Genomic DNA, 12,819 nt, shown 5'->3' with positions numbered 1-12,819 from the left:
CCGGAGCCGGGGTGTGCCGTCCGTCTGCGGGCCCGGCGGGGGCTGACCGCGCAGTTCCCCGCGCCCCTCAAGGGGCGTTGTCCGCCTGCGGGCCCGGCGGGGGCTGAGCGCGCAGTTCCCCGCGCCCCTGAAGGGGCAAGCCTCTGGCGGGGCGAAAGCAGGGGCGCAGCCCCGGTTTCAGGGGCGCGGGGAACTGCGCGACCAGCCCCCACCGGCCCGCACATACAAACTCGCGCAACCCTCGACCCCCTTGAGGGGCGCGGGGAACTGCGCGACCAACCCCCACCGGGCCGCACGTGCAAGCCCACGTGGCCCTCGGCCCCTCAGGGGCGCGCGGAACGGCGCGCTGAGTCACGACGCGCCCACAGCCCCCAGCCGGCCCGCACGCTAACGCACCAAACACGGCCGCTTCGCGTCGAACTCCCAGTCGGGAACCAGGTACCGCATCCCCACCGCATCGTCCCGCCCCCCCAACGCATTCTTCAGATACAGCTCGTGCGCCGCGAGCAACCGCTCCCTGTCCAGCCGCACCCCCAGCCCCGGCGCATCCGGCACGGCGATCTCCCCGTCGACGATGCGAGGCGGGCTGACGGTGAGCCGTTCCAGCCCCTCCTGCCAGATCCAGTGCGTGTCCAGCGCGTTGTACTCCCCCGGCGCCGCCGCCCCGCAGTGCGTCACCATGGCGAGCGAGATGTCGAAGTGGTTGTTGGAATGGCAACCCCAGGTCAGCCCCATCGCATTGCACAGCTGAGCCACCCGCACGGACCCCTGCATGGTCCAGAAGTGCGGGTCCGCCAACGGAATGGACACCGACTGGAGCGCCAACGCGTGCGTCATCTGCCGCCAGTCCGTGGCGATCATGTTGGTGGCCGTCGGAAGACCGGTCGCACGCCGGAACTCCGCCAGGATCTCCCGCCCGGAGTACCCGCCCTCCGCCCCACAGGGATCCTCGGCGTACGCGAGCGTGCCGACCAGCGGCTTGCACAGCTCGACCGCCTCGCTCAGCGGCCACGCCCCGTTCGGGTCCAGGGTGACCCGCGCCCCGGGGAAACGGTCCTTGAGCGCCCGTACGGCCTCGACCTCCTCCGCACCGGCCAGGACACCGCCCTTGAGCTTGAAGTCCCGGAAGCCGTACAGGTCGTACGCGGTCTCGGCCTGCCGGACGATCGCCTCGGGCGTGAGCGCCTCCTCGTGCCGGACGCGGTACCAGTCGACGTCCGAGTCGGGCTCCCGCACGTACTCCAGGTCGGTCCGGCCGGGGTCACCGACGTAGAAGAGGTAGCCCAGGACCCGTACGGACGAGCGCTGTTGACCGTCGCCGAGGAGCGCCGCGACCGGTACGTCGAGGTGCTGGCCCAGGAGGTCGAGCAGCGCCGACTCGACGGCCGTCACGGCGTGCACGGTGGTGCGCAGGTCGAAGGTCTGGGCCCCCCGGCCGCCCGAGTCACGATCGGCGAAGCGGTCCCCGATCGCCCGCAGGACGCGCTTGTAGTCGCCCACCTTCGCGCCGGCGACCAGGGATTCGGCGTCCCGCAGTGTCCGGGTGATCTTCTCGCCGCCGGGCACCTCCCCCAGTCCCGTACGGCCCTCGGAGTCCTTGAGGACCACGATGTTGCGGGTGAAGTAGGGGCCGTGCGCGCCGGAGAGGTTCAGCTCCATGGAGTCTCGGCCGGCGACGGGGTAGACGGCGAACTCGGTGACGGTCGGCTGGCTCATGCGTATCGAAGACCTTTCGGAGTCCTTGGCTAAGGGGGATCATTGGGCGGGGTGGCTCAGAGGCTGAGGATGTCGAGGGTCCACTCCATCGCCAGGACCCCGCCCAGGCCGAGGACCGCGAGGACCGTCGTATAGGTGGTACGCACCTTGATCGCTTCGACGACCGAGAGGTTGAAGTACTCCTTGAACAGCCAGAACCCCGGGTCGTTGACGTGGGAGAAGGCGATCGAGCCGCAGGACACGGCGAGCACCATGATCTCGGGGTGGATCCCGCTGCCCGCGAGGAGCGGCAGCACCACCCCGGAGGCGGTGACGACGGCGACGGTCGCCGAGCCGAGCGCGACGCGGAGGATGACCGCGATGAGCCACGCCAGGACGATCGGCGAGATGGTCCAGTTGTCGGTGGCGTCCTTGATGTAGTCGGAGATGCCGCCTTCGACCAGGACGTTCTTGAACGCGCCGCCCGCGCCGATGACGAGGAGGATCATCGCCATCGACTGGGCGGCCGAGGTGCAGGACGTGTTGACGTCCGCCAGGCTGCGGCCGATGCGCGGTCCGAACGCCCAGATCGCCAGGAGCAGGGTCAGCATGAGCGCGATGGGCGCCGAGCCGATGAAGGCGACGAAGTGCAGGACGGGGCCGTCCCCCGAGGCCGCCATGTCGACGACGGCGGCGCCCGCGATGAGGACGACGGGGAAGAGCGCGACGGACAGCGACCAGCCGAGGCCCGGCATCTCGCCGTCCTCGAACTCGCGGTCGCTGACCAGGCCCTTGGGGATGGCCGGGTCCATGGCCCGGATGAACGGCAGCCGGGGCCACAGCAGGGCGATGAACGCGCCCACCGGGACGGCGATGAACAGGCCGTAGAACAGGGTGTGTCCGACGGAGGCGTGGAAGGTCGCGGCCACGGCGGTGGGGCCGGGGTGCGGCGGCAGGAAGCTGTGCATCGTGGACAGGGCGATCGACATCGGCAGGCCGACCCACAGCAGCTTCGCCCCGGTGACCCTGACCAGCGTGAACGCGATCGGCACGATGATGATGAACGCGACCTCGTAGAACATGGTCACGCCGATGAGCATGGACGTGACCACCATGGCCACCTGGACCCAGCGCGGTCCGAACGCGTCCAGCAGCCGGCTGGCTATCCGCTGGGCGGCGCCCGAGTCCCCCATCACCCGGCCGACCATGGCGCCGAGCCCGATGGTGAGCATCGTGTCGCCGATCTGGCCCCCGATGCCCTCCGAGAGGACGTCCGGGATGTCGGCCACCGGAATGCCCTGGACCAGGGCGACGCCCACCGCCACGAGCAGCAGCGCGGCGAAGCCGTTGAGTTTCATCCGGGTCATCAGGAACAGCAGCACCAGAACGCTGATCCCGACTACGAGCAGAGGCATGCAGTTCCCCTTTGAACTGGCGCACTGTTGAACAGCTGAACTGTTTCGTTACGTCGTTACGCCGTTGCTTCGTTACGTCGGTACGCCGTTGCTTCGTTGCTTCAGGCGGTGGTGCGTTGGCGCGGCGCTCCGACGAGGGCGAGGCCGGTGTCGAGGATCGCCTCCAGTTCGGCGAGGTCGGCGGCGCCGGGATCGGTGAGCGGTGCCCGTACGGGTCCGACCGGCAGGCCACGCAACCGGGCGGCGGCCTTGACGAGGGACACGGCGTAACCCGGCACGCGGTCGCGCAACTCGACGAGCGGGACGTAGAAGTCGCGCAGGAGCTTGGTGAGCGTGGCCTCGTCGTTCCCGCGCAGGGCGGTGAAGAAGGCGCTCGCGATCTCGGGGGCGAAGGCGTGGACGGCCGAGGAGTAGGCGGGGACGCCGACGGTGGCGTACGCGCGGGCCTGGATCTCCGCGGTGGAGGCTCCGTTGAAGAAGAGGAAGCCGTCGGGGGCGGCGAGCGTGAGGCGCTGCAGCCGGTCGAGGTCGCTGTGCCCGTCCTTGAGGCCGACGACGGTGGGGATCGACGCGATGCGGCGCAGACTGTCCGCGGTGAAGGCGACCTGCCCGCGCTGGTACGCGATCAGCGGCAGCCGGGTGCCGGCGGCGATCCGGCGCAGTTGCCCGACCAGACCGTCCTGCGGGGCGCCGACCAGGTAGTGGGGCATCACGAGCAGGGCGTCGGCGCCGGCCTCCTCGGCGATCCGGGCGAAGCGCAGGGCCTGCGCCCATCCGTAGCCGATGCCCGCGACCACCGGCAGCCGGCCGTCGGCGATCTCGACCGTGGCCGCGACGACCGCGCGGTACTCGTCCTCGTCGAGCGAGAAGAACTCCCCGGTCCCGCAGGCGGGAAAGACGGCGCCGGGGGCGGCGACACCGGGCCCGGGGGCCAGCTGGCCCGCCAGATAGCCCCGGTAGGACTCCAGATCGAGCCCGCCGCCGTCACCATCTCCACCTCCACCTCCGTCACCATCGCCGCCACCCTCACCATCACCGTCGTCGCGGAAGCTGGTGAGAGGAAAGGACAGCACTCCGCCCGCCATGCCGTCGCGCAGCCGCTGCACCACGCTCCCGATCTCCGCGCTGTACCGCATCTCCGACCTCTCATCTCTATATGCAGATGACGTACATGTATGAGAACGGAGGTTAGGTCGGTGAACCGGGCACGGTCAATGGGTGCGGCAGCGCGGATTTACGATGAGGCCATGCCGGAGAGCAGCGGGGGCAGCGGGGTACGGGGAGCGCAGGAACCACGGGGAGCGCGGGGCGTACGCGGGGTGAAGTCGGCGACCCGAACGGTCGCGCTGCTGGAACTGCTCGCCGCACGCGGTGACCGCCCCGCCCGCCTGGACGAACTGGCCGAGGAGCTGGACGTACCGCGCAGCAGCATGTACCAGCTGCTCCAGACCCTCATCGACTGCGGCTGGGTGCGCTCCGACACGACGGGGTCCCTCTACGGCATCGGGATCCGCGCTCTGTTCACGGGCACGAGCTACCTCGACAGCGACCCGCACGTCCGCCTGGTGCGCCCCTGTCTCGACCAGGCCTCGGACGCGCTCGGCGAGACGATCCACCTGGCCCGGCTCGACGGCCCGGACGTCGTGTACCTCGCGACCCGCGAGTCCCACGAGTACCTGCGGACCATCAGCAGGGTCGGCCGCCGGATCCCGGCCCACGCGGGCGCGCTCGGCAAGGCCCTGCTCGCCGAACGCACCGACTCCGAACTCCCGCTCCCCGAGGGCCGGTTGCCCGCCCTCACCGAGAACACGCACACCTCCCGAACCACCCTTCTCGCCGACCTGGCGCAGGTCCGGGCCCGCGGTTACTCGATCGACCGTGAGGAGACGGTGCCCGGCATCGCGGGCTTCGGCTTCGCCCTGCGCTACGACTCCCCGGCCACGGACGCCATCAGCTGCTCGGTCCCGGTGGCCCGCCTCAGCCAGTCCCACGAGGCCCGGGTGATCGAGGTCATGCGGGAGACACGCACAAAGATCGAGGCCGCGCTCCCTTCGACTTCAGGCGCACCGGACTGGCGGTGACGGGAGCGGCCCGCTCCCCCGTCTACTCCACGGCCCACTCCAGCGCCCGTTCCACCGCCTGCTCCATCGCACTGCGGCGCGCGGCGAGGGCGACGGCCATCACGGACGAGACCACGGCACCCACCAGCCGCAGCAAGTGCCACTGGGTGGTCCGGGCGAGCCGTAGCACGGCCAGGCCGCGGACCCGGTCGTAGGCCGCCATGATCATGGTGATGCCCAGCGAGATGCCGGTGCACAGCAGGGCGATGCCGAGGACCAGAACGAAGCCCGTCCAGATCGTCCGGTCGGTCCCGGGGTACGCAGCCCCCACCCACTGAGGGCCTGGCGCCCTCATCGGTCTCCGCACGGCGCAGCCACTTCGGCAACATGATCGGGTGGACCCCGGAGTCGGCCGCGATCTGTTCCAGCGTGACGCCGGGCTCGCGGTTGCGTGTGACCCGCACGACGTCCTCGCGGAACTCCATCGGCTACGGCTTGGGCACTGCAACCTCCTTCCAGGCCGCTTCTCAGCAAGCCAGGTCAGGTGTCACCCAACCCTGCAGCAGTCCCCAGAGACGCTCTGGCCCGCCGAAAGCGCACAGCTCTTACAGGGCCTGGCGGAAGCAGCATGAGGTGGAATTTCCGCGAGCCCCCGACAGGCGGCAGGCAATCGTGCACGACAACGTGACGGTTTGCTTGCCGCCTCCCCCAGGACGGCGGGCGGGCGCCGACAGGTGGTCAAGTTCGGCACAGTCTCACTTCAGCGAATTGCCCGATCACTGTCGGCATCATTCGTATGCAACGCAGCAGAGGTACTAACACCGGTTCTGACGGACGCTCAACGCATGAGGAACGTACTCCGGAAGAAATCATGCTCCACCACACTCGCTGTGATCGACCGTCAGGAACGTGTACTGCTGTGCCGAACTCACGGGCAGTCTGTTTGGCGCCCGGCCCCTTCAAGAGTAATCCGCATCCGGCCGTCCAAGTTCTCCTTCATTCACACTCTGGACCCGCTCTTCTCTCATTGGTTCGTTTCCCGCACGCCAGTGATCGGCAGATTCGACCTCAGCTCGAAGGGTGGCGCTTCAACCGGATCAACAAATATCTTCATTGTCCGGCACAGCAGAATGAAGCCGATCAGTCTTCGCGCTCGCTCGCACTCCCGGGCAGATGCCGACTACGTGTGGCATCCGTTGTCGAACGTCGAAGATGAGATGTTCGATGTGTATCCACGCGAACTGGTCCCCCTTCTACGCGGGTATCTGGAGGGCTGGATTCCCGACGGTGTCATCACTCTCGTTGAGTGACCTCTCATCCCTTACCAAGGAGCGTGCTCTGTGCCCAGTCCGCACTATCGACGTCGATCTCCAACCCGCGGTCCGTTGGCCCTGGAGGTCCGGACCCTACTGGCAGCCGCAGGACTGTCTGAATCGGACAGCGACGACCGCCATCGGGCTCACGGCATGGTGGTGACAGATCACGGTGAATCCGTCGGCGTCGAATGGTTCGTCTCACGCAGTCTGCGCCGTGCCGCAGCCGACGAACAGCTACGGGGCTGGCCCATGGGCGAGGCGGACCGTGCGCACGAAGCCGCCCGACGTCATCTGCACGCGGCGCTGTTCGGCATCCTGTCGGAAGTGGGTTACCTGGTGGAGGCCGACCTGGCTGACTCTCCGGGTGCTCTGACTGTTCGAGCCGGCCGAGTCTCCACTACCACCACGTTGGCCACTGACATCAAGCGGATCCTCGCAGATCTCCATGACTCTGCGGAAACCAAAAAGGGCCCCGACCCTTCTTCGTGACACATAGCCGCCTCATCCAGACTTACGGAAGACAGCTGCAACATCTGAAGAGGACCATCCAAGTGCTACCAGTGGGTCAGGTCGAACACTTCCGAGCAATATGGGTCCACGGCGTCCGAGGGGTTGTATTTCAACTGATCGTCGGCGATGAGCGAGGGCAGGGCGGCAGCCAAACCGGTGATGCCCACGGCCACTGCTCCTTCTTCATCGCGAAGCGACACGTCGAGGCCGATCACGCCCGACAGCCCCTCACCAGCCACATAGAGACGCGCCCTGTGCTGGTCAAGGAGCAGGAAGCCACACACGCCCAGTTTCCCGGAAGGTTCGGATTCTCCGGGCGGAACGATACCTGCGACGGCCGCGTGAAGAGCGTCCGTGAGATCGAGCTCCGGACCAGCCTCCAAAAGCCGCGCCACCTCCTCCGTACCTACAACGGGAATACCGTGCCCGTCGCGGACGCGTTCGCCATTGCCATTGCCATTGCCATTGCCATTGCCATTGCCATCATGGTCGGGGTCCGCTGCCGTGCACTGAACGTTGGACTCCTGCCGCATCCGCACTATGCGCCGCAGAGCAGCGGCCAGCGCGAAGGCGGGGATGTTGTCACCGTGCTGGTCCACCAGCGGCAGGTCGTAGGCCACCGAGGTCCCGACAACGCGGCCGTCCCAGACGACCACTCTCCCCACGATTCGTCCGTCCTGGACGGGAAGCACGCCTCGGACAACAGGGCCACCCCCCAAGGGGGTCACCGTGAACCGCAGCACGCCCTGGACGAGAGCGGCTTGCAGCCGCACCACTCCTTCGTGCTCCCACCGTTGCATCGGCGCTGGCTCCTGACTGCCTCCGACGAGCGGGGACGTCATGTCTCGTTCACCGCATCGGGGCACTTGTTGCGCGCAACCCGCTCACAGTACGCGGTGATCGTTCCGATCTTGTGGCTGTGGTCAGCGAGCACGTAGTCGCCGTCCGCGGTCTTGTAGCTGTACTGGGCGATCACCTTGATCCGGGCGAGGACCGCGCCGAGACGGTTGGTCAGCACCCCGCCGTAGACCCGGCGCGCTCCGTCCTTCTTCTCCGGGCGCTCACTGGTCACGATCTTGATCACTTTGGGATCGTGGATGTTGTGCGGTCCCGAGAAGTGCCGCCAGCCGAACTTGCTGTTGCCTTCCCGGGTCGGAATGTTCTTGCCCTCGCCGTCCTTGCTGACGAACTTCACCACGCTCCAGTGACTGGCGCGGGCGCTGGCGTCGGCCCGCGGAGCAGCCGGACTCGGCTGGATCGAATCCACTGTCAACCCCTCAGCCTCGGCGCGATCCACGCCGAACGACTGCGCGTACCCCTCGTTGGACATCACGCGCAGACCTTGCGGAACCGACGGGGCCGTTCGCGACGATGCGGAAGTGACAAATGCGGAGGCCATAAGGGTGCCTGCGACGACAGCCGAACAGACCACCGCGTTCATAAAGGTGCGCAACGGCCGTCCTTTGCGTAGCCAAACGACGCTTAAGGCGGGGGCGGCAGCGCCCCCTGTTGGCGGCTGATTCGATCACGGGCCCGGCACCATGACTAGCAAAACGCCAATGATTCACCCTTAATCGGTACGAGGCGGTCATAGGCAGGCCCGCGCAGCATGAGTCGAGGTCAGGATCGGCCGCTGCGGTACACGCCGAACCCGGCATCCAGGCCGCTCGCGGCAAACTCGTCGCAGACCGTGTCGACTGAGCGCGGGTGGAAGTCGGCATCGACACAGGCGGAGGTTCCGACCCTTCCGTGTGACGCGCGGCGATTCCGCACCCGTGGGTGTCCAGTGGCAGCAGACAGATGACTGCGCCGTGGTGAGGCCGGGAACAACCGGCCTGGCGCTCCGTGGCAGACGATGCCTTGCGGTCGTAGCCATCGCCGACGGTGCGACGACGGGCCTTTCATCGTGCGACCCCGCCGCGAACCGCGGCCCCGCTCCGTACGCGGTGGCGCCATCGCTCGGAGAACAGCTGAGGGCGACCACCGCTGCAGGGCTGGAAGGACTTCGACGGGCAGGGCCCGCGTCGGAGGGGAAGCACGTGGGCCCGCACCGTATCGGTCAACAACGCAGGGAGAGGAATAATTATCATGCCCATGATCAAAGCTCTCGGTCTCGTACCGCGCAGCGCGAACGTCAGTCCGCAACAGTTCCACCTGCACTGGGCCGTTGTTCACAGCCGACTGGCAGAGGAAGCACAAGCGATACGTCGTTACGTCCAGTTCCATGGGACCACGGAAAATCTGGACACCTTCACTCGGTCAATATACGAAGGAATCGCCGAAGCCTGGTTCGAGAACATCTCGTCGCTCACCGCTCTTGCTACGGATCCATATTTCATGGAAGTCATCAAGAGGGACGAGGGAAATTTCCTGGATCACTCGCGTGACGCAATCTTCGTAGTAACCGAGGACGTAAAGCTGGAAGGTGCCAATCTCACCCGCAACCGCCCCTTCCACAAGACCATGCTACTGGTGAAGCAGCATCCTGACGTACGGACGGCCGACTTCCGAATCTGGTGGAACGACGCACTTCCGGACCTGGCTCTCCGGGAGATTCCCAACGTCAAGCGATACGTCCAGAGCCTTCCGGTGGACGAGATGTACACAGCCGAACGGCCCCCCTTCGACGGAGTCATCGAGATCTGGCGAGGAGATCCCTCCTCCCCGGAAAGCGAGGCCCCCAGCCTTGAAAGGTTTGTTTCCGCCCTGGGGTCGAACTCACCTATCGATATCAGCCGCACAAGCGCGGTGGCCGGTACGGAATTCCGCATCCGGTGAAGTCGGTACGCGGCGGGAGCGGCGGGAACGGCGGGAGTGACGGCCGTCGTCCGTGACGCACAGCCGCGCCGATCGCGGATGTGGACGGATACAGGCTTCGCCAGGCCCGCCGCTGAAAGCACCTGGGTGCAGCAGGCCGGTCGAATCCGCGAAGCCTTTTCGCCGGACCAGCCACGGAGACAGTCCGGCAGAAACCGATAGAAGTCAACAGAACCAGGAAGGAACCTCCGATGAAGTTCGGGGTGAACTGCACTTTCACCGATCGATCGACCATACCCCCAGCCGCATACGGCAGGGCTGTCGAGGAACGAGGATTCGACTCGATATTCCTCGCCGAGCACACTCACATTCCCGTCGACGAAAGGTCGCCGTACCCGTTCGGCGATCGCCCGGCCTCCCTCTATCACACCATCGACCCTTTCGTGGCACTCACCGCGATGGCCGGCGTCACGCACCGTCTGCTTCTCGGCACGGGAATATCACTGGTCGCCCAGAGGGATCCGATCACCACGGCCAAGCTCATCGCCTCTCTGGACCTGGTGTCGCAGGGCCGGTTCATCTTCGGGATCGGGTCCGGATGGAACGCCGAGGAAATGGCGAACCACGGCGGAGATCCTGTTAGGCGCGGAGCGATCGCGACCGAGCACATTCTCGCCATGAAGGAGATATGGCACCACGAGAAGGCCGAGTTCCACGGTGAGTGCGTGGACTTCGATCCCATCTATTCGTGGCCCAAACCCGTGCAACGCCCGCATCCCCCGGTCTACGTCGGCGGAGGGGAGAAGGCGTTCGCCCGGGTGGTGAAGGCCGGAGACGGCTGGTTCCCCAACCCTCAGTCGCCTGCCGGGCTGAAGCCGAAGATCGAGCGGCTGCGCGAACTCGCAGGCCGCGAGGTCCCCGTGACAGTCCTGCATGTGGGCCGGGCCGAACCTGAGATCGTCGGCGGATACGAAGAAGCCGGTGCGGAGAGGATCGTCCTCCCCCTCGACACGGAGGCACCCGACCCACTGGCGGACCTCGACAAACTGGTCGCGCTCACCGCCGATGTGACAGTGACAGCCGGCCGGGAACAGCTCCGGCCGTGAACGCACCGCCTTCCGTCGACGGCCACCGTGGCGGGCGTGCTGCGCAACGCCCCGTCCAGTAGAGCCCCTTCGGCCGGCGCCCAGGACGGTCTTCTCCCGACCGGCGCCGTTGCGCCACCCGGCGGTCAGCGATGTCATGCGCAAGGTTCTCCAGTGTGCAGTGTCCGGCCATGCCGTCCGACGAGTTCGGTGAGCCAGCCGCGAAGCGCGCATACGTCGGAACCCAAGTGGCCCGAGTCGACTTGACGGCTTTCGTCTCTCGGATCGGATGTGAAATAGGCGTCAAAGCCACCGTGGTCACTGATGGGATGGGTGATGCAGTTCTGCCGGCCTGTGGTGGAGTGTGCGCTCCACGTCAGGTGGGAGCTGTCAGCGAAGTGGTACGAGGCGTACGCCTCTTCTTTCGGATGTCCGCAGGACTCGGTTTCGCAGTGGATACCGGCGGCCGCAAGGTATTCCATGGCGGTTCGGAAGGCTGCTGGTTCGGTGGACCGTGCGGCCACGTCCGCTCCTTGACGAAGTCGATTGCGCAAAGGCAGAGACAGAGGTAGAGGGTGGCCGGCGGGGGAAGTCCACGTCGCGAACCGTACGGCCGTCGAGCTGGAGTAGCGGGCGGAGCCCGAAACGGCCGTACGGATTGGTCCCGGGTTGTCGTGCGGGCGCCGGCGGTCGCGGGGCGGGAGGTCGCCTGCGCGGGCCGGGTTCAGGTCCAGGTGGGTGCGTACTCCTCGCCGTAGCGGGCGCCGAAGCCGCCGTGGGGCAGGATGTCGTCGATGGCGGCCAGGTCGGTGTCGCTCAGGACGAGGTCGGCGGCCCGGGTGTTCTCCTCGACGCGCTGCGGGCTGCGGGTGCCGGGAATGGGTACGAGGTGCTCGCCCTGTGCGAGCAGCCAGGCCAGGGCCAGTTGGGAGACAGTGGCCTGCTTGGTGGCCGCGAGAGCGGTCAGGCGTTCGACGGCCTTGATGTTCTTCTCGAAGTTGCCCGGCTGCCAGCGGGCATCGGTGTTGCGCATGTCGCTCGCGTCGTACTGGCCGGCAGGCCTGGCGCCGCCGGTGATGAAGCCGCGGCCCAGCGGGGCGTAGGCGACGAAGCCGACGCCCAGTTCGTCGAGCGTGGGGAAGAGCCGCTCGACGTCCCGCTCGAAGAGGGAGTATTCGCTCTGCAGGACCGAGACCGGCTGCACGGTGTGTGCCTTGCGCAGGGTCTCGGGGCCGGCTTCGCTCAGCCCGAAGTGCTTGACCTTGCCGGCGTCGATGAGTTCCTTGACGGTGCCGGCGACGTCCTCGATGGGCACGTCGGGGTCGACGCGGTGCTGGTAGAAGACGTCGATGTGGTCGACGCCCAGGTGGCGCAGGCTGTTGTCGGCGACCTTGCGGATGTTGTCCGGGCGGCTGTCGAGCGCGATGCCGAACTGCTCGGGGGACGCGGACATGTCGAAGCCGAACTTGGTGGCCAGGACGACTTCCTCACGGAAGTCCTTGACGGCCTGGCCGAGCAGGGTCTCGCTGGCACCGGTGCCCAGTCCGTAGAACTCGGCGGTGTCGAAGAAGGTGACGCCCAGGTCATGGGCACGCCGGATGGCGGCGATGCCCTCCGGCGTGTCGCCGGGACCGTAGGCCATGGTCAGGCCCATGGTGCCGTAACCGATCTCTGAGACCTGGAGGCCCTGGCTGCCCAGTGTCCTGCGGTTCATGACGTACTCCTTTTGATCAAGGTGAGTGGTGCGGTTCGGATGCCGGCGCGCCCGGTGGGGCCGGCCCGCCGGCCGGGGCGGAGGTTGCGGTCCGGGCCGGCGAGCGGGCGTACGGTGCGGCGTGGACACCACACTCGATGACGGGACCCGGATGAGGGAGGCCGTGTGAGGAGGGGTGCGCCGCACCTGGGTATGCGCTCCGTCGTGTGCGACGGGTGCCGTGCGAACGACCGGTCGACGGACCGCCCGTTGTGCGGTGTGGAAGCG

General features: G+C 67.3%; 12 protein-coding genes. 5 read left to right on the top strand and 7 right to left on the bottom strand.

Annotated elements, in window-relative coordinates:
- Positions 1-387 precede the first annotated feature (387 nt).
- The 3 genes from ACH4DZ_RS27325 to ACH4DZ_RS27315 all read right to left on the bottom strand — a co-directional run bounded on the left by ACH4DZ_RS27325 (position 388) and on the right by ACH4DZ_RS27315 (position 4,246).
- Positions 388-1,716: an enolase C-terminal domain-like protein gene (locus tag ACH4DZ_RS27325; RefSeq protein ID WP_398289962.1), complete on the bottom strand. Its 1,329-nt coding sequence runs from the start codon at positions 1,714-1,716 to the stop codon at positions 388-390.
- A 56-nt stretch (positions 1,717-1,772) separates the two neighbouring features.
- Positions 1,773-3,110, bottom strand: coding sequence for a gluconate:H+ symporter (locus tag ACH4DZ_RS27320; protein WP_398289961.1), 1,338 nt, complete (start codon positions 3,108-3,110; stop codon positions 1,773-1,775).
- Positions 3,111-3,211: 101 nt separating this feature from the next.
- Positions 3,212-4,246: a 5-dehydro-4-deoxyglucarate dehydratase gene (locus ACH4DZ_RS27315; RefSeq protein WP_398289960.1), complete on the bottom strand. Its 1,035-nt coding sequence runs from the start codon at positions 4,244-4,246 to the stop codon at positions 3,212-3,214.
- Positions 4,247-4,357: 111 nt separating this feature from the next.
- Between ACH4DZ_RS27315 and ACH4DZ_RS27310 the strand changes: the two genes are divergently transcribed.
- Positions 4,358-5,191: an IclR family transcriptional regulator gene (locus tag ACH4DZ_RS27310; RefSeq protein WP_398289959.1), complete on the top strand. Its 834-nt coding sequence runs from the start codon at positions 4,358-4,360 to the stop codon at positions 5,189-5,191.
- Positions 5,192-5,213: 22 nt separating this feature from the next.
- On the opposite strand, the gene ACH4DZ_RS27305 is transcribed toward ACH4DZ_RS27310, so the two are convergent.
- Positions 5,214-5,501 carry a hypothetical protein gene (locus tag ACH4DZ_RS27305; protein ID WP_398289958.1) on the bottom strand — a complete coding sequence of 96 codons (288 nt, stop codon included), beginning with the start codon at positions 5,499-5,501 and terminating at the stop codon, positions 5,214-5,216.
- Between the two features lie 559 nt (positions 5,502-6,060).
- Here ACH4DZ_RS27305 and ACH4DZ_RS27300 point away from each other — a divergent pair.
- Positions 6,061-6,480, top strand: coding sequence for a hypothetical protein (locus ACH4DZ_RS27300; RefSeq protein WP_398289957.1), 420 nt, complete (start codon positions 6,061-6,063; stop codon positions 6,478-6,480).
- A 156-nt stretch (positions 6,481-6,636) separates the two neighbouring features.
- On the top strand, positions 6,637-6,975 hold the full coding sequence (locus ACH4DZ_RS27295) for a hypothetical protein (protein ID WP_398289956.1): 339 nt from the start codon (positions 6,637-6,639) through the stop codon (positions 6,973-6,975).
- A gap of 65 nt (positions 6,976-7,040) precedes the next feature.
- On the opposite strand, the gene ACH4DZ_RS27290 is transcribed toward ACH4DZ_RS27295, so the two are convergent.
- Positions 7,041-7,652, bottom strand: coding sequence for a hypothetical protein (locus tag ACH4DZ_RS27290; protein WP_398289955.1), 612 nt, complete (start codon positions 7,650-7,652; stop codon positions 7,041-7,043).
- Between the two features lie 182 nt (positions 7,653-7,834).
- Positions 7,835-8,329 (bottom strand): hypothetical protein, encoded by a 495-nt coding sequence (locus tag ACH4DZ_RS27285; RefSeq protein WP_398289954.1) that lies wholly within the window; start codon positions 8,327-8,329, stop codon positions 7,835-7,837.
- A gap of 761 nt (positions 8,330-9,090) precedes the next feature.
- Between ACH4DZ_RS27285 and ACH4DZ_RS27280 the strand changes: the two genes are divergently transcribed.
- Both ACH4DZ_RS27280 and ACH4DZ_RS27275 read left to right on the top strand, forming a co-directional pair.
- Positions 9,091-9,774, top strand: a complete 684-nt coding sequence (locus ACH4DZ_RS27280) for an EthD domain-containing protein (protein WP_398289953.1) — start codon at positions 9,091-9,093, stop codon at positions 9,772-9,774.
- A 230-nt stretch (positions 9,775-10,004) separates the two neighbouring features.
- Positions 10,005-10,859: an LLM class F420-dependent oxidoreductase gene (locus ACH4DZ_RS27275; RefSeq protein ID WP_398289952.1), complete on the top strand. Its 855-nt coding sequence runs from the start codon at positions 10,005-10,007 to the stop codon at positions 10,857-10,859.
- A gap of 703 nt (positions 10,860-11,562) precedes the next feature.
- On the opposite strand, the gene ACH4DZ_RS27270 is transcribed toward ACH4DZ_RS27275, so the two are convergent.
- Positions 11,563-12,552 carry an aldo/keto reductase gene (locus ACH4DZ_RS27270; RefSeq protein ID WP_398289951.1) on the bottom strand — a complete coding sequence of 330 codons (990 nt, stop codon included), beginning with the start codon at positions 12,550-12,552 and terminating at the stop codon, positions 11,563-11,565.
- Positions 12,553-12,819 lie beyond the last annotated feature (267 nt).

It is taken from the genome of Streptomyces sp. NPDC017991, assembly GCF_044328075.1.
In the GTDB taxonomy this organism is placed as follows: domain Bacteria; phylum Actinomycetota; class Actinomycetes; order Streptomycetales; family Streptomycetaceae; genus Streptomyces.
Note: the sequence above shows the minus strand (reverse complement) of the source record. Positions and strands in the feature narration are given on the sequence as shown.